This window comes from Hymenobacter terricola (genome assembly GCF_017921975.2).
Classification (GTDB): domain Bacteria; phylum Bacteroidota; class Bacteroidia; order Cytophagales; family Hymenobacteraceae; genus Hymenobacter; species Hymenobacter terricola.
In genome coordinates this window covers 609,891-627,084 of the sequence record NZ_JAGEMO020000001.1, presented here as the reverse complement: position 1 = coordinate 627,084, position 17,194 = coordinate 609,891, and the positions used below count along the sequence as shown (strand labels likewise).

The window sequence follows — 17,194 nt, the reverse complement described above, 5'->3', positions numbered from 1 at the left end:
TCAGAAGTACTCGTTCTACTCCTACTTACCCCACCAAATAGAGCACAGCCGGCACCAGCAGCACACCATCGGCCAGCAGGGCGAAGAAGTAGTCGCTCCGGCGCTCATCGGCCAGCAGGATGACCGAAGCCGCTGATAAGCCGGTCAGCAGCAGGACCAGCGGCGGGGCTTCCCGCTCGAAGCCCAGGGCCATGGCCCCGGCCAGGAAGGCCAGCGCCACGGCTTTGGCCCCGGCCAGGCCCAGCACCACGGGAAAGGTGCGGGTGCCCGCCGCCCGGTCGCGGCTCAGGTCGCGGATATCGAACACGACGGCCAGGCTCAGCACCAGGCAGAAGCGCTGGGCCAGCAGGCCGCCCGCCTCGGCCAGCGGGCGGTGCTGCGCCAGCGTGGGCAGCCCCACGGTGATGGCCGACCACACGCCCGCAATCAGAAACCCTTTCAGCAGGGGCACTTCGCGCAGGGCCCGACGCTGCCCGCCCCAGCGCGCCAGCGGCCACGAATACAGCAGCGCCAGCGCCGCCAGGGGCAGCAGGCTGGGCAGGTAGCGCCACCAGCCATCGGCCAGAAACAGGTAGCCGGCCACCAACGCCGCGACCCCGGCCAGCCCTACCAGCAGGCGGCGGTGCTGCTGCTGCCAGGCCTTGCGGCCCGAGGCCCCGGCCGGCTGCCGGTGCTTAAAGGGCAGGGCCGCGTCGAGGTTGTAGACCAGCAGCGTGGCGGCGAACACCAGCAAAACCACCCGGTAGCTGCCGGCCGGGGCCACCGGCCACAGCTTGAACGTAGCGGCCGTCTGGGCGGCCGCGGCCGCGGCCAGCCACACGCTGCTGAACAGCACGGCATCGAGGCCGCGCCGGAAAAGACCACGGCCGGCGGAATCTCCAACAGAAGGCGACGACGAAACCACGAACGAAGGTAAAGCCGGCCGGGGCCGCAGCAAAAAGGCGAAGCCCGGCCCGGGGGCCAGCTTCGCCTGAATGGCAACTACCGCGGGAAAAGAACCGCCGACCTAGGCCTTGCGGTCGCCGAAGGTGTCTTCGTAGAGCTTGATGCTGTCGTTGATGATGCGGTAGGCGTCCTCCTTGCCCATGAAGCGCTCCACGGTGACGTGCTTGTTGTGCTCCAGGGCCTTGTAGTCCTCGAAGAAGCGGCGCATTTCGAGCAGCGTGTGGGGCGGCAGGTCGCTGATGTCGTTGTAGTGGTTCACCGAAATGTCGTGGGCGGCCACGGCGATGATTTTATCGTCCTCCTCGTCCTGGTCCACCATCTGCATCACGCCGATGACTTTGGCCTCCACGAGGCACATGGGCACGATGTCGACCGAGCAGAGCACCAGGATGTCCAGCGGGTCCTTGTCGTCGCAATACGTTTGGGGGATGAAGCCGTAAGCGGCCGGGTAGTGCACGGCCGAGAACAGCACGCGGTCCAGCTTCAGCAGGCCGCTGTCTTTGTCGAGCTCGTATTTGCCCTTGCTGCCTTTGGGAATTTCGATGATGGATTGCACCACGGTCGGGGTATCCTCGCCGCGCGACACGTCGTGCCAGGGATTAAAATGGGTCATTGATTGATGTGTTGATTTTTTTGGTGTGCTGATGTGCTGAGTTGGAGGCGCCTTTCAGTGCAGGCATGTGTTGTTGATGTGCTGGGGTGGAAGTACCTTTCAGGGCAGGCGGTTGATTAAGGTTGATGAATTACGGTATGTTTGTTTGAAATGACTATTCTTTAAACTTCTTGCGTGGCGATTCCTGAAACCGATAACCTGATTGTCCGGCTGACTTTTGAATTCTCGCTGCTGATTATTGATTACACGGAGCGCCTCGAAATTCAACGCCGCTACGTGATGGCCAATCAGCTGATGAAAAGCGGCACCTCCATTGGCGCCAATGTGCGGGAAGCCCAAAGCGCGGAAAGCCGGGCCGACTTTGTGCACAAATGTAAAATTGCGGCCAAGGAAGCCGAAGAAACCGACTACTGGCTTTTGCTGTGCCACCACGCCCCTTCCTACGAAAACCCCGGCGAGTTGCTGCCCCGGCTGCTGAGCATCCGAAAGATTCTTTCGAAAATCATTTCTTCCGCTCACAAGGCCTAAGCGGACTTTGTTTAGGCAGCACATCCGCACATCAAAAAATCAGCAAATCAACGCAGCACCTCACCTAGCGGCACCCCCGAGCAACCGCTGGGCTCCTGGATGTGGAGGAAGCGCGCCAGCGTAGCCGCGATGTCGACCACCCGGGCGGGGACTACCGATTCGCCGTGCTTTACGTGCCAGCCCCAGAAAAGTAGCGGGACGTGGGTGTCGTACTGCCAGCTCACGCCGTGGGTGGTGCCCTTGATGACGGGGTACGAGTAGGCTTCGAGCCAGCCGGGCAGCAGCACGGTCAGCACGTCGCCGGAGCGGGGGGCGAAGAAGCCGTTTTCCTGGAACATGCCGGGGCCTTCGGTCCAGTGGCTGGCCTGCAGGTCGGTGGCGGTGCGGGCCTGGGCCACGCCGGGCAGCGTGCGCAGGATGGCGGCTACTTCGGCCTGGGTGGCGGCCAGGTCCAGGTGCTTCTGGGCCAGCAGGGGGCGGTTGAGGTAGACTTGCAGGTTCTCGAAATCGAGCACCCAGGCGCCGGGGCCGTGGCGGTGCGTCAGCACGCGCTGCACCGAGTCGCGCATGATGCCGATGCCCACGCCGCCGCCGGGCAGGTGGTGCTCCTGCAAAAAGCCCACGGCGTGGGCCGCGCCGTGGTCGGCGGTGAGGAAGACCAGGGCCTGGCCCGGGCCCACGGTTTTGTCGAGCTCGGCCAGCAGGCGGGCAATGTCGCGGTCGAGGCGCAGGTAGGTATCCTCGGTTTCCACGGCGTTGGCCCCGAACTGGTGGCCCACGTAGTCGGTGCAGGAGAAGCTCACGGCCAGCAGGTCGGTGATGCCGGGGCGCTGGCCCATCTGCTCGGCGTGCAGGGTTTCGATGGCGAAATCGGCCGTGAGGCTGTTGCCAAAGGGCGTGCTGCGGATGAGGTCGAGGTTCTGGGGCGTGGTTTTGGGCTGGGTTTCGCCGGCGGCTTTTTCCAGGGATTTCACGGCGGCCACGGGCGCGGCGCTCAGCACCGGCAGGTTGTGGGGAAAGGTGGGCGTGACTTCGCCGGGGAAGCCGTTTTCCCAGGGCACGTTGTCGGGGCTGCTTTCGGTGTAGTCGGCCAGGGGCAGCAGGGTTTCCCAGGGCTTGCTGAGGTACTGCGCGGGCAGGCCGCGGGCGTTGAACTTGCTCACCCAGTCCGGCAGCTGCTTCATATAGAAGGTGCTGGTGATGAAGGCCCCGTTGGTGCCGTCGTACCAGTAGGCGGCGTTGGCGCCGTTGCCGGCCGGCAGGATACTGCCCCGGTCTTTCATGCTGAGGCCGATGACCTTGCTCTGAAAGTTGGTGGCCAGCCGCAGCTCGTCGCCGATGGTGGTGCTCAGCAGGTGGCGGGGGCTCTGCTGGCCGGCCACCAGCGAGGTGCCGCCCACGGGCTGCACGGTTTTGTCCTCGGTCACGTAGGTGCCCTTGCCTTCCTCGCGCACCCACCAGTTGTTGCCGATGATGCCGTTGGCCGAGGGCGTGGCCCCGGTGTAGATGCAGGCGTGGCCCGGCCCGGTGTAGGTGGGCACGTAGTTGTAGTGGGTATTCTCGAAGCTAAAGCCCTGGCCCAGCAGCCGCTTGAAGCCGTCGTTACCGAACTTTGACCAGTAGCGGTAGAGGTAATCGTAGCGCATCTGGTCGACCACGATGCCCACCACCAGCTTGGGGCGGGGCACGGGTTCGCCGGCTTTCTGGCCGAGGGCGGGCACGGCAGCCAGGGCCAGCAACACGAGAGATAATATCTTTTTCAAGGAAAAGCAGGTAAGGCTAGACGACCACAAAGATACCCCCGCCCGGGCATGAGGAATGCGCCATAACCAGAACGTCGTGCCGAGCGCAGCCGCGGCATCTTGCGTGCTTCGTTGTAATGGCATTGATTACTACCACACGCGAGATGCCGCGGCTGCGCTCGGCACGACGTGCTTCTTCCTTCTCCCCAACTTCCCCTATGCCCCTCCCCGCCCTTATCTTCGACATGGACGGCGTACTCGTCGACAACACCGGCGCCCACGCCCGCTCCTTCCAGCTCCTGTTCCGCGACCTGGGCCTGACCACCAACGCCCTGCGGCTGCTCAAGCGCTTCAACGGCATGCCCGCCGCCGAGATTCTCACCCACGTTTTCCGCCACCCCGTGCCGCTGAAGCAGCGCGAGGCTTACGTGGCCCAGCGCGAGTTTCTCTACCGCGTGCTGTTCTGGAACAAGCGCCGCGAGGTGGCCGGCCTCACGGCTTTCCTGAAGGCGGCGCGGGCAGCGGGGCACCCCATTGGGCTGGGCACGGGCTCGGGCGAAACAGCTATCCACTACATCGTCGACCACCTGGGCCTGCGCCCCTACTTCGACGTGATTGTGGGCGAGGCCGACGTGAAGCACGGCAAGCCCCACCCCGACACCTGGCTGGTGACGGCCAAAAAGCTGGGCGTGGCCCCGGCCGACTGCATCGTGTTCGAAGATGGCCTGCTGGGCGAGCAGGCCGCCTACCGCGCCGGCATGCGCTGTGTGGCCGTGGCCACCACCCTGAAGGCGGCCGATTTCCAGGCCCCGCTCACCGTCATCAAGGATTTCACCGAACTCACGCCCGCCCAACTACCGGCGCTGCTGGCTGCTCAGCCCCAGGTGCCCCGGCCGCAGAAGGAGCGCAGCTGATGCTGCTCCGGCATGACCAGAAACGAAGAAGGCCCCGACGCTGAGCGCCGGGGCCTTCTTGTTAGGGCAGCGGGGCGCTACTCCACCACCAGGCGCAGGGCGCGGGCCCCGGCGCGCACCACGTACACGCCCGCCGGCAGCCCGGCCGGCAGGGCCAGCGCAGCCGTGCCGGCGGCATCGGCCGGGGCCGACGTCACCGGGCGGCCCAGCGCGTCAGACACGCGCACCTCCGTGCCGGGCGCGGCCCCGGTGAGCGTGGCTGCGTCGTGAGCCGGGTTGGGGAACAAGGCCAGCCCGGCCCCGGCCGACGCCGGGCCCAGGGCCACGGCCCGCACCGGCGAGTAGCTGAAGCTGCCGTCCAGGTCCACCTGCTTGAGGCGGTAGTAAAGCAGAACTGCGCCGGGCAGATTAGCATCCACCAAGCCGTAGCGGCGGGCGCTGCTGCTGCTGCCGGCGGCGGCCACCGTGCCCAGGGGCGCGAAGACCGTGCCGTCGAGGCTGCGCTCGACTTCGAACGCCTGGCTGTTCTTTTCCGAGGCCGTGGCCCAGGCCAGGCGCACGGTGGCCGGGCCCTCGGCCGTGGCCGTGAAGGCGGTCAGCTCCACGGGCAGGGGCTGCTGGAAGACCACCACCGGCGCGGGGGCCGTAAAGGGCAGCCCGGTCTGGCCTGCGCCGTTGTTGCCCCAGCCCCAGAGGGTGCCGTCGGTTTGCACGGCCAGGGTGTGGGTGGCCAGCGAGCCCGTGGCTATGCGCTGCCAGGTAGCCGTGCCCACGCGGGCGAAGGCGCTGCGGTTGGTGGTGGTGGTGCCGTCGCCCAGCTGGCCCACGCCGTTGGCCCCGGCGGTCCAGAGGCTGCCATCGGGGCGCAGGGCCAGGCTGTAGTTGGCCCCGGCGGCCAGCTGCTGCCAGGTGGCAGTGCCAATGGCGGTGGGGCTGAGGCGCGGGGTGGTGCTGCCGTCGCCGAGCTGGCCGCTGCCGTTGTCGCCCCAGGCCCAGAGGGTGCCGTCGGGTTTCAGGGCCAGCACAAAGGCTCCGCCGGCCACCACGCTTTGCCAGCTGGTACCAATGCTCACTTGCTGGGGCGTGAGCTGGGCCGTGGTATTGCCCTGGCCGAGCTGGCCGCTGCCATTGGTGCCCCAGGCCCAGAGGCTGCCATCGGTTTGCAGGGCCACCGCGAAGCTGTTGCCGGCGCTCACGCGCTGCCAGGTGGTGGCGCTGCCTACCTGCACGGGGGCGTTGCGCAGGGTGGTGCTGCCGTCGCCGAGCTGCCCCACGTTGTTCAGGCCCCAGGCCCAAAGGGTGCCGTCGGCCCGCACGGCCACCGAAAAGTCGGAGCCGGCCGCCGCGCTCAGCCAGGTCGAGGCAGCGCCGCCCACCTGCACGGGCGTGGGCACCGGCGGGTTGTTGTACTGCGTGCCCTGGCCGAGCTGGCCGTTGCCGTTGTGGCCCCAGGCCCAGAGGCTGCCATCGGGCCGGATGCCCAGGCCGTGGCGGTAGCCGGCGCTGAGCTGCTGCCAGGCATCGGTGCCGGCGTGCACCGGGGCCAGCACGGCTTTCAGGGCACTGCCCGTGCCCAGCTCACCGGTGATGTTGGTGCCCCAGCCCCAGCGCTCGGCGGCGGCCCTGGTGCCCAGGCTGAAATCGAGGCCGGCGGCCACGCTGGTCCAGTCGGTGGCGCTGCCCACCTGGGCGGGGGCCAGCAGCAAGGGGGTGGGCGCGGCCGGGCTGCCCACCTGCCCGTTCGAGTTCAGGCCCCAGGCCAGGATGGAGCTGCCGGTGCGGCGGGCCACGGTCTGGCTGCTGCCGGTCGCTATTTCCTGCCAGGTGGTGGCGGTGCCCATCTGGGTGGGCGTGGCCTGGTTGGTGGTGCTGCCGTCGCCCAGCTGGCCGTAGTCGTTGTTGCCCCAGCCCCAGAGAGTGCCGTCGGTTTGCAGGGCCACGGTGTAGTTGGGGCCCGCGCTGGCCTGCTGCCAGGTGGTGGCCGTGCCAATCTGGGTGGGGCTGCGGCGCACGGCGGCGGTGCCGTCGCCCAGCTGGTTGTTCACGTTGCGGCCCCAGGCCCAGAGCGTGCCGTTGGCGGCAATGGCCACGCCGTGCAGGGCAAAGGGGCTGGCGGCCACGCTCTGCCAAACGGTGCCCGCGCCAATCTGCGTGGGCACGGTGCGGGTGGTGGTGGTGCCGTCGCCCAGCTGGCTGTCGCCGTTGAAGCCCCAGGCCCAGAGGGTGCCGTTGCTTTTCAGGGCCAGGCTGTGGTACACGCCGGCGGCGGCGCTCTGCCAGTCCGTGTCGGTGCCGACCTGCACGGGGATGGCGTTGGCGCTGCCGTTGGTGGTGCCGTTGCCGAGCTGGCCGTAGTCGTTGCGGCCCCAGGCCCAGAGCGTGCCGTCGGTTTTAAGGGCCAGCGTGTGCGTGTAGCCCACCGCGATGCTGCGCCAGTTGGTGGCCGTGCCTACCTGCACGGGAGCGTTGCGGTTGAAGTTGGTGCCATCGCCGAGCTCGCCCTTGTCGTTGCGGCCCCAGGCCCAGAGCGTGCCGTCGCTGCGAATGGCCTCGGTGAAATAGGAGCCCGAAGCCACGCTCAGCCAGGTGCTGGTGCCCAGCTTCACGGGCAGAGCCCGCTGCACGCCGGTGCCGTCGCCAAGCTGGCCGTTCTGGTTGTAGCCGCTGCCCCACAGGGTACCGTCGGCGTGAATGCTGAAAGAGAAGCCGCCGCCGGCGGCCACTTTTTGGGCCGATGCGGCCAAAGGCAGCAAGGCCAGCACGCCGGCCGACAACCAGTAGCGGGCTTGCGCCCTCCACCGGGCCAGCGAGAAGAAGTGTAGCATAGAAGCAGCGGGAGCGTCACCCCCGGAAGTAAGGCCGGGGCCCGCGCACGCCATGCGCCGGGCCCCAATGAACAAATAAAAAGAGAGCAGCAATCCCAGCAAAGGTACCGGCCCCGGCCCCGCGGCGGCATCGCATGTTGATGCGAGGCCTTCCGGCCCGGCCCCGGCCGACTCCGTCGCAAACAGCCCCCGCACCGGGAGGCACGGGGGCTGTAACCAGGAGCCGGAAGCGGCGGCCTATTCCACCGTGAGGCGCAGGGCTTTGCCGCCGGCGCGCACCACGTACACGCCCGCCGGCAGCCCGGCCGGCAGGGCCAGCTGGGCCGTGCCGGCGGCATCGGCCGGGGCCGACGTCACCGGGCGGCCCAGCGCGTCCAGCACCGTCACCAGCGTGCCGGGCGTCGCGCCCGTGAGCGTGGCCGTGCCGCCGTGAGCCGGGTTGGGGTAGAGGGCCAGGCCAGCGGCGGCGCCCGTCAGGGCCACCACCCGCACCGGCGAGTAGCTAAACGTGCCGGCCAGGTCCACCTGCCGCAGGCGGTAGTAGAGGAGGGCCACGCCGCCGGGCAGCTTCGTATCCAGCAACTCGTAGCTGCGCGGGGTGCTGCTGGAGCCGGCGGCGGCCACCGTGCGGACAAGGGCAAACGCCTGCCCGTCGACGCTGCGCTCGACTTCAAAGCGGGCACTGTTCTTCTCCGAGGCCGTGGCCCAGGCCAGGCGCACGGCGCTGGCACCGTTGGCCGTGGCCGTGAAGGCGCTCAGCTCCACGGGCAGAGGAGCGGCTTTGCTGCCCAGGGTCCAGATGGAGAAGTCGCTGATGCCGGTTTTGGTCACCGTGTTGGCGGCGATGGTCACCGGGTTCTGGTTGGCCCAGGGGCCGCCGGGGCCGCTTACCGACTTGAACAGGTTCAGGTTGGCAGGCGTGATGCCGTTGAGCTCGTGGTCGAAGTAGGCGAAGTCCATGGTCACGCTCAGGCCCGAGTTGGTGGCGGGCTGAATGTCGAAGTAGCGCTTCACGCTCACGCTGCTGCCCGCGCCGGTGAGGGCCGTGCCGGTGGTGCGCACCACCGGCGTGAGGCCGGGCGCTACCGAGCCGGCGGCGGGCGTCAGCGTCAGGCCCAGGCCGCCGAAGGCTTCGGCACTGCCGGGCGCCAGCGTGCGCGTGGCGGCCACGTTGCCCAGCACGTAGGCGGCGTCCGTTTCACTGAGCGAGGCCGCCGAGCCCAGGCTGACGCGGTAGCTGCTCGTGGTGGTCAGCGTGCCGTTGGTCAGCGTGAGAGGGCCGGTCAGGGCCAGGTCGCGCTGAAGCTGCACGGTGCCGGCCGACTTATTCACCGCGAGGCTGGCGAAGGCCGTGGCCGCGCTGCCGCCCAGCAGCTGGGTGGCCGCCGCGCCCACAAAGGCCACTGGGCCGTTGAGCGCGCCCGTGCCGTTGTTGGCGAAGTCGCCGTTCACCTGCAGCGTGGCCCCCGCTCCCAGCGTGAAGCTGGCCCCGGCGTCGATGGTCAGGTCGCGCACGGCCAGGGTGCCGGTGGTCACGTTGGGGTAGCGGGGCGCGCCGGCCGGAATCAGGGCGCTGATGGTGGCGTCGGGCACCTGGCCGTAGCTCCAGTTCTGGCAGTCGAGGAAGTCGGTGTTCAGGTTGCCCACCCAGGTAGTGGTGGTCAGAGGGGCGGGTGCGCCCAGCACCGTTACCACGGCCGGGGCGGTGCTCACGTTGCCGTTGGCGTCGGTCACGGTTACCTGCACGGTGTTGGGGCCCAGGTTGGCGCAGCTGAAGGTGGTTTGCGACACCGCTACGCCCAGGGCATTGCTGCCGGTGCAGTTGTCGCTGGTGCCGGTGTATACCTGGCTGGTCATGAGCGTGGCCGTGCCCGATGGCCCCAGTACCACCGAAGCGGGCTGGGTGAAGGTGCCCACGTTGGGCACCAGCACGAAAATGCGCTTCACCGAGTAGCTGCCCACGTTGTTGCCGAAGGTCCAGTCGGTGTCGCCCACGCCGGGCGCGTTCTGGTTGCCGATGCCCACCCCATCCTGGGCAGCCGAGGTACCCCAGCCGTTGTAGCCAAACACGGTCTGGGGCGTGGTCAGGTTATGCACCTGGAACGAGCCGTGGCCGGCACCGGTGTTCTGGCCGCCGTCGCCCATGTCAAAATAGCTGCCGTTGGCCGCGCTCACGTTGTCGTCATTGGCCTGGCTGTAGTTGCTGGGCCACATTTCCACGCGGCCGGCACCCAGGCTGCTGCCCGTGACGAGGGCGCCGCCGACGTTGCTGAACACGCTCAGGTTGCTCACGCTCTGGTGCCAGTTCACGGGGTTGGTGGTGGGATGGGGCAGGCCGAGCTGGGTCAGCGTGCTGGCAAAGTTGTCCATTGAGGTCCACACCCACTGGGTGCCGGTGCCGGTGGTCAACTCCATATAGTAGGCCACGCGGGCGGGCGCGACAATGGCGGCCCCCGAGTTATTCACCGCGTAGGGCACCGCCGCAACGTTGCCAAAGTTGCCATCAGCGGGCATATCCAGCTGGTAGAGCACGCCGTAGCCGTTGGCTTCGGGCACGTTGGCCAGGGCCAGGGCGGGGGCGGCCGGCAGCGGGCCGCGCCCCGCGCCGGGGGCCAGCTTATCCTGCACCGTCACGGTGGCCGGGGCGGTGCTGGTGACGCCGTTGGCGTCGGTCACGGTCAGGGTCACGGCGTTGGGGCCGAGGTTGGCGCAGCTGAAGGTGCTGGGCGACACGCTCAGGGCGGTGGCCGGAGCCAGAGCGCAGTTGGCGGTGCTGCCGTTGTTCACGGCCGCGGCCGCCAGCGTGGCGTTGCCGTTGCCGTCGAGGGTCAGGGTCACGTTCTGGGCCACGGCCACCGGCGCGCCGGCGCAGGGCGTCACGGTGATGGTATTCGAATAGGCCCCGGTGTTGGTCACGCTGGTTTTATCGGCCCGCACGCGGTAATAGTAGGTCGTGCCGGTCGTCAGGCCGGTCACGGCCTGGCTGGTGGTGCCGCTGGCCACCGTGAAGGGCGAGTTGGTGAGAGGGGCCGAGAAGTCGGCCGCCGTCGACACGTCGAGGAAGTAGCCATTGTCGACCACACCCACGGCCGGGGCCGCCCAGCGGGCGGTGAAGCCCGTGCCCGTGATGCCCGAAGCCGCCAGGGCCGTGGGCACCACCAGCGCGTAGCTCTCTACCCAGTTCGAAGTGGCGCCCGTCAGGGCAAAGGTGTTCAGGGTACCGGGGTAGCCGTTGGCGCTCAGGTCGGGCAGAGTGGTTACGCCGGTGTTGGTGCCGCCGGCCGTGCCCTGGTCGAAGTTGGCGTAGAAGCCCAGGCTGGCGGGCTGGGCCACGGCCGTGCTGCGCATATCCGCCTGAATGTCGGCCGCCGAGAGGGCCGTGGTGTAGATGCGCACCTCGTCGAGGCGGCCGTTGAGCGGGTTGCCGTACGTGGCCGAGCGGCCCAGCATCAGGTTGCCGGACGCAGAGATGGAGCTGGTCGCGGTGGTGCTGGCATCGGCCACGCCGTTCACGTAGAGCTGGAAGGAGGCCGTGGCGGCCGTCCACACCGCCGCTACGTGCACCCAGCGGTTGGCGGGCAGGATGGCGGTGCCGGTGTTGTGGCGCCAGTTGGGGCTGCCCGTGCCGCTGTACCACGCCTCGGCGTGCAGCACGTTGCCGCTGAGGTAGAAGTTGTAGTCGCCGTCCTTGCGGATAATGGATTCCGCCGGTGTGGCCCCGTCGTAATACACCCAGGCTTCGAGCGTGAAGTTGCCCGGCCCCAGGTTGTTCACGGCCGGCGTGGCACCGTAGGTCACCACGTCGTCCGCCCCGTCGAAGGCCAGGGCGTTGCCGGGGGGCACCATCGCGCCGGGCACTACGGTAATGGTATTGGAGTAGGCCCCGGTGCCGGTCACCGTCGTCTTATCGGCCCGCACGCGGTAGAAATATTCGGTGCCGGCCGTCAGGCCGGTCACGGCCTGGCTGGTGCCGCTGGCTACCGCGTAAGTGGTGACGCCCGAGGCAAAGGTGGCCAAGGTCGACACATCCAGCGAATACCCGTTGTCGACCACCCCGAAGGCCGGGGCCGTCCAGTTGGCCGTGAAGCCGGTGGCCGTCATGCCCGTGGCCGCCAGGGCCGTGGGCACGGCCAGCGCGTAGCTCTCCACGTAGTTGGAGGTGGGGCCGGCCAGGGCGAAGTTGGTGAGCGTGCCGGGGCTGGCCGTGAAGGTCTGGTCGTACACGGTGGTCAGGCCGGCGTTATTGCCGGCCGGGCTGCCCTGGTCGAAGCTGAAGTAAGCTACCAGGCTAGCGGGCACGGCCGCCGTGGTGCTGTGCATGTCGGCCACGATGTTGGCCGGGCTCAGCGCCACCGAGTAGACGCGCACCTCGTCGATGCTGCCGGGGAAGTACTCGCCATTGTTGGTGGAGCCAATGCGCAGGTTGCTGGCGTTGGGCACGGCGTGGCCCGAGGGGTAGTCCTGCCCCCGCAGCACCCCGTCGAAGAAAATCCGGCGGGTGGTGCCATCGTACGTGGCGGCCACGTGGTGCCAGCGCCCGCTAATGTCCCCCACGTTCACGGCCAGGTCGTTGTTCCACCAGTAATTGTACAGTAGGCCGGACGGGTCCAGCCGCAAGGCGTTGGTCTGGCTGTTGGTGCCGAAGTTGCCCCAGCCGATGATGCCGTAGTAGCCCATCGCCGTAGGCTTTATCCACGCCTCAATGGTATAAGCGCCGTTGCCCACGGGCACAGGAGTAGTGGTGGGCAGGGCCACGTAGTCGTCCACGCCGTCGAAGGCCAGGGCGTTGCCGGGCGCTACGGCGGGCGTCACCACCAGGGCGGTGCTGCTAGCCGTGCCACCTATCGTGGTGAGGGTGGTGGTGCCGCTGGCCGGGGCCGTGGGCGGCACCCGGAACGTGAGGCTGGTGCTGCTCGCGTTGGTGATGCCGTTGGTAGCCGTCACCCCGCTCACCACCAGCGACGTGAAGGTGCTCAGGTTGGTGCCCGTCAGCGTCACGGCCTGGCCGGCCACGGCGGGGTTGGGCGCGAAGCTGGTAATGGTGGGCGCGGGCTGAATAGTCACCACCACCGGCGGGGCCGAGGTGTAAGTACAGCCCGTGGCCGGGTCGGTGGCCGTGGCCGTGTACGAGCCCGCCTGCGTTACCACGCGGGTGGCGCCGGGCGTAGCCCCAGGGTTGAACACGTAGGTGGCCCCGGCCAGCGGCGCGTCGGTATTGTTGGTGCTGCCGTCGGCGTTGAGCCGGGCAATGCGGGTATTGGCAACGCCCTGGTAGGTGGTGAAGAGGCCGCCGACGAGCACCTTGCCGTCGGGCTGCAGGGCCAGCGCGTTCACCGTGGAGTTGAAGCCCGTGCCGGTGTTGAACTGCCCGGGGTTGGTGCCGGTGTTGGTGCTGCCGTCGGCGTTGAGCCGGGCGATGCGGTTGGTGCTGCCGGCCGCCCCGCCGTTGTAGATGGTAAAGAGGCCGCCGACGAGCACCTTGCCGTCGGGCTGCAGGGCCAGCGTGTTTACCTGGTTATTGAAGCCCGTGCCGGTGTTGAACTGCCCGGGGTTGGTGCCGGTGTTGGTGCTGCCGTCGGCGTTGAGCCGGGCGATGCGGATATTGGCAACGCCCTGGTAGGTGGTGAAGAGGCCGCCGACGAGCACCTTGCCGTCGGGCTGCAGGACCAGCGCGGTTACCGCGGTGTTGAAGCCCACGCCGGTGTTGAACTGCCCGGGGTTGGTGCCGGTGTTGGTGCTGCCGTCGGCGTTGAGCCGGGCAATGCGGGTATTGGCAACGCCCTGGTAGGTGGTGAAGAGGCCGCCGACGAGCACCTTGCCGTCGGGCTGCAGGACCAGCGCGGTTACCGCGGTGTTGAAGCCCACGCCGGTGTTGAACTGCCCGGGGTTGGTGCCTTTGTCGGAGCTGCCATCGGCGTTGAGCCGGGCAATGTAGTTGTTGTTGGCAGCGCCCTGGTAGGTGGTGAAGCTGCCGCCGACGAGCACCTTGCCGTCGGGCTGCAGGGCCAGCGCGCTCACCGTGTTGCCGAAGCCCGTGCCGGTGTTGAACTGCCCGGGGCTGGTGCCTTTGTCGGAGCTGCCGTCGGCGTTGAGCCGGGCAATGCGAGTATTGGCAACGCCCTGGTAGGTGGTGAAGCTGCCGCCGACGAGCACCTTGCCGTCGGGCTGCAGGGCCAGCGCGCTTACCTGGCTATTGAAGCCCACGCCGGAATTGAACTGCCCGGGGCTGGTGCCTTTGTCGGAGCTGCCATTGGCGTTGAGCCGGGCAATGTAGCCGTTGGCAACGCCCTGGTAGGTGGTGAAGCTGCCGCCAACGAGCACCTTGCCGTCGGGCTGCAGGGCCAGCGCGCTTACCTGGCTATTGAAGCCCACGCCGGAATTGAACTGCCCGGGGCTGGTGCCTTTGTCGGAGCTGCCGTCGGCGTTGAGCCGGGCAATGCGAGTATTGGCAACGCCCTGGTAGGTGGTGAAGCTGCCGCCAACGAGCACCTTGCCGTCGGGCTGCAGGGCCAGCGCGCTTACCTGGCTATTGAAGCCCACGCCCACCGCGAAGGTGGGGTCTGGGCTGCCGTCGGCGTTGAGGCGGATGAGGAGGTTGGCCGTCTGGCCCTGGTAGGTGGTAAAATTGCCGCCCACCAGGATTTTGCCGTCGGGCTGCACCACCACCGCCCGCACCGTGTTGTTGAAGCCCCCGGCCGTGTTCAGGCCGGCCAGCACGGCGGCGGCCGTGAGCGTTATGCGCCCCCCGGCCGGAATGGCCGTCGGGCCGTTGGCCGTCACCGTCACCTTGCCCGCTGCGCACACCGGCACTGTGAAGTAGCCCGGGCTGGTGCCCGTGCCCGAAGGCGTGGTCACCGAAATAGTCGTCTGCACCACCCCAGCCGGCACGGATACCGTAATCTGGGTGGCCGAGTTCACCACGAAGCCCGGCGCGGCAATGTTGCCGAAGGCCACGGCCGTGGCCCCCGTGAAGTCGGTGCCGGTGAGCACCACGCTGGTGCCCGCCGCCCCGGTGGTGGGCGTGAAGCTGCTGACCACCGGCGCGGCCGGCAGGTTCAGCCGCAGGTACACGCCGCCGGTGCCGCCGGAGTTGGCCCCCGCCAGGTCGAGGTCGCCGTCGTTGTCGAAGTCGGCCAGGGTAAGGTAAAACACACTGGTGGCCGCCGCGCTGGCGCCGCTGCCGCTAAAGGCCCCCGCGCCGTCGTTCAGGCGCAGGTAGAAGCCGGTGGCCCCGCGGCTGGCAGCCACCAGGTCGAGGTCGCCGTCGGCATCCACGTCGCCCACGGCCACGCCCGAGCAGGTGGCGGGCACGGCCACGTTGCTGCCCGCGCCAAAGGTGCCGGTGCCGTTATTCAGGTTGGGGCGCACCGAGAGGGCGGCCGCGCTTTCGTTGGCCGTGGCCAGGTCGAGGGCTCCGTCGCCGTTCAGGTCGGCCAGCACCACGCCGTTGGGGTTGGCCCCCACGGCCACGGTGCTGGTCACAAAGCTCAGGCTGGTGCCCGCATTCAGCCCCACCACCACGCGGGCGTTGTTGTAGTCGGCCACCGCGAAGTCCAGGTCGCCGTCGTTGTCCACGTCGCCCAGCACCGCATACACGGCATTGCCGGCCGGGCCATTGATGGCCGTGGCCAGCGTGAAGGCCCCGCTGCCGTTGTTGGTGTACACCGTGATGGTGCCGCCGCCCCCCGAGCTGGGCACCACCATATCGAGGTCGCCGTCGCCGTCGAGGTCGCCCAGAGCGGCTTTGCGCGGGTCGTTGCTGCTCACGGGGGCCGGGGCCAGCAGCGTGAAGCCGCCCGCGCCGTCGTTTTGCAGCACCGATACTGTGCCGTTGGTGGTGCCGTTGGTGCCGTTGGTAGGCACTACCAGGTCGAGGTCGCCGTCGTTGTCGAGGTCGCCGGCCGTGAGGGAAAAGTAGCCGCCCGCCGCCGCGTAGGCCGTGGGCGCGGCGTAGCTGCCGCCGCCCGTGCCCAGGCGCACCTGCAGGCCCCCGCCGGTATCGGCCAGGTCCAGGATGCCGTCGTTGTTGAAGTCAGCGGCCAGCACCTCGCCCGCCGTGGGGCCGGCCAGCGTAGTGCCGGGCAGGAACAGGCCCCGGCCCGTGCCGCCCACCGCCGCCGTAAACTGCGTGACCCGCGGCGCAGCCAGGCTGCCCCCGGCACTGGCCGCCGCCGTGGTCACGGTGCTGCTCACCGTTTCGCCCGGCAAAAAGGAGTAGGCCGACGGGGTGAAGGTGAGGGTGCTGCCGTTCACCACGGCCGGCGCGGCCGTGGTGCGCAGGCCCCCGCGCTGGGCCGAAAACACTTTCAGCGCCCCGGCCGAGCCGGACGTCAGGGCCTGGTCGAAGGTGACGGCAACGGGGCTGGTGCGGGCCGCCGCCCGGGCAGTGGCCGGGGGCGTTACCGCCGTGATAGTGGGGGCCTGCGCCCCGGCCGCCCAGGGCAGCAGCGCCAGCAGCCCCAGCAGCACCGGGCGTACGAATGATACGGGCTTGGGCGTGCCCACGCGGGCTATCCGCCCGGCAACAATGTAAAAGTTTTCCATCAACAAGAAAAAGGACCAGTCGGTTGAATGCTGCGGCTCCGCTTCCTGACCAGGAAAGACTGCCGCAATTAATCAGCGATAACTGAACAATGCCGCAAAGATAGCGGCCCTTATCACGCGGCGGCATCGCATGTTGATGCGATGCCCGGCCGGCCCGCACCCGGCGCCCGACCACGCAAAAAGCCCCCGCGCCGGGGGGCACGGGGGCTGCTGGGGTGTCGTATCGGCGGGCGGCGCGGGGGCGGCGCCTCCCCCCCTGTCCCCCTCTCCCGTGGAGAGGAGGCACCGGTTATGCGCAGCATGACGTCAGGCTCCCCTCTCCGCGGGAGAGGGGCCGGGGGCGAGGTGCCCGGCACGGGCGGCGCGCCCGGTGGGCGGGGGCAAGCCCCGCCCCTACTGCACTATCCGGCTCAGCACGTCCGTAAACGGCTGCGCATCGGTGTCGCCGCCCACGGCGGCTACCTTGCAGTACACCCGGTCGCCCGACTTGCACTGACTGATGAGGGCGTCGCCATCGCGCACCACCACCACGTACCACTCCATGTCGGGCAGGGTGGCATCGAGGGTGTAGAGGTACTTCATGGCCACGGCGTGGGGCGAGCGCCTGGCCTTGGCGCAGAGCGTGCCGGCCTGCGGCCCGTCCACGAGCTGGAACTTGGTAGGTGCCTCCAGCGTGGTGTGGCGCTCGGGCACCTTGCCCAGGGGCAGGCCGGTGGAAAGCAGGGCGGCATCATCGTCGGGAAACAGCGCGTTGGCCATCACGGCCACGGCGCTCAGGGCGGCGTTGAGGGCCGTGCGGAGCTGGGCCAGCTCGGCCGTTTGGGTGGGCGTGGGATGCTGGATGCTGGCCGCCGCCAGGTAGGGCGTGAGGGCCAGCCCCAGGGTGTCGGTGAAGGGCCTGGCGTCGGGGTAGCGGGCATTGCTCACCATGTTGGTGAGGCAGTTCTGGGCCAGCGGGCCAACGTCCATCTTTAGAACGGCATCGAAATTGGTATTGAGTCTATGTGCGGACATAACGGCAAAATAAAAAGGATTAAACAACCAAGCAGTGGGCCACGCGGCCCCGAAGCACCCGGGTTTTTT

8 protein-coding genes are annotated in these 17,194 nt (G+C 68.6%); 2 read left to right on the top strand and 6 right to left on the bottom strand.

Annotated features, from left to right (window positions below; translation table 11 throughout):
* Positions 1 to 25: 25 nt before the first annotated feature.
* Together J4G38_RS02385 and J4G38_RS02380 are read right to left on the bottom strand one after the other, a co-directional pair.
* Positions 26 to 904, bottom strand: coding sequence for a UbiA prenyltransferase family protein (locus J4G38_RS02385; protein WP_210518200.1), 879 nt, complete (start codon positions 902 to 904; stop codon positions 26 to 28).
* Positions 905 to 1,006: 102 nt separating this feature from the next.
* Positions 1,007 to 1,558, bottom strand: a complete 552-nt coding sequence (locus J4G38_RS02380) for an inorganic diphosphatase (RefSeq protein WP_210518198.1) — start codon at positions 1,556 to 1,558, stop codon at positions 1,007 to 1,009.
* A 174-nt stretch (positions 1,559 to 1,732) separates the two neighbouring features.
* On the opposite strand from J4G38_RS02380, the gene J4G38_RS02375 reads away from it, so the two are divergent.
* Positions 1,733 to 2,086 (top strand): four helix bundle protein, encoded by a 354-nt coding sequence (locus J4G38_RS02375; protein WP_226163072.1) that lies wholly within the window; start codon positions 1,733 to 1,735, stop codon positions 2,084 to 2,086.
* A gap of 47 nt (positions 2,087 to 2,133) precedes the next feature.
* On the opposite strand, the gene pafA is transcribed toward J4G38_RS02375, so the two are convergent.
* Complete coding sequence (gene pafA / locus J4G38_RS02370) at positions 2,134 to 3,849, bottom strand: alkaline phosphatase PafA (protein WP_210518195.1); 1,716 nt, start codon at positions 3,847 to 3,849, stop codon at positions 2,134 to 2,136.
* Between the two features lie 197 nt (positions 3,850 to 4,046).
* On the opposite strand from pafA, the gene J4G38_RS02365 reads away from it, so the two are divergent.
* Complete coding sequence (locus J4G38_RS02365; RefSeq protein ID WP_210518194.1) at positions 4,047 to 4,742, top strand: HAD family hydrolase; 696 nt, start codon at positions 4,047 to 4,049, stop codon at positions 4,740 to 4,742.
* Positions 4,743 to 4,819: 77 nt separating this feature from the next.
* Here J4G38_RS02365 and J4G38_RS02360 read toward each other — a convergent pair whose 3' ends face one another.
* From J4G38_RS02360 to J4G38_RS02350, 3 genes are all read right to left on the bottom strand, one after another.
* Complete coding sequence (locus tag J4G38_RS02360) at positions 4,820 to 7,567, bottom strand: RCC1 domain-containing protein (protein ID WP_210518192.1); 2,748 nt, start codon at positions 7,565 to 7,567, stop codon at positions 4,820 to 4,822.
* A 237-nt stretch (positions 7,568 to 7,804) separates the two neighbouring features.
* On the bottom strand, positions 7,805 to 16,111 hold the full coding sequence (locus J4G38_RS02355) for a LamG-like jellyroll fold domain-containing protein (protein ID WP_226163070.1): 8,307 nt from the start codon (positions 16,109 to 16,111) through the stop codon (positions 7,805 to 7,807).
* A gap of 393 nt (positions 16,112 to 16,504) precedes the next feature.
* Positions 16,505 to 17,125 carry a hypothetical protein gene (locus tag J4G38_RS02350; protein ID WP_210518188.1) on the bottom strand — a complete coding sequence of 207 codons (621 nt, stop codon included), beginning with the start codon at positions 17,123 to 17,125 and terminating at the stop codon, positions 16,505 to 16,507.
* Positions 17,126 to 17,194 lie beyond the last annotated feature (69 nt).

Coding starts and splice junctions, on each gene's coding strand:
- J4G38_RS02380 (WP_210518198.1), bottom strand. CDS start 1,558: ATGACCCATTTTAATCCCTGGCACGACGTGTCGCGCGGCGAGGATACC.
- J4G38_RS02365 (WP_210518194.1), top strand. CDS start 4,047: ATGCCCCTCCCCGCCCTTATCTTCGACATGGACGGCGTACTCGTCGAC.
- J4G38_RS02360 (WP_210518192.1), bottom strand. CDS start 7,567: ATGCTACACTTCTTCTCGCTGGCCCGGTGGAGGGCGCAAGCCCGCTAC.
- J4G38_RS02355 (WP_226163070.1), bottom strand. CDS start 16,111: ATGGAAAACTTTTACATTGTTGCCGGGCGGATAGCCCGCGTGGGCACG.
- J4G38_RS02350 (WP_210518188.1), bottom strand. CDS start 17,125: ATGTCCGCACATAGACTCAATACCAATTTCGATGCCGTTCTAAAGATG.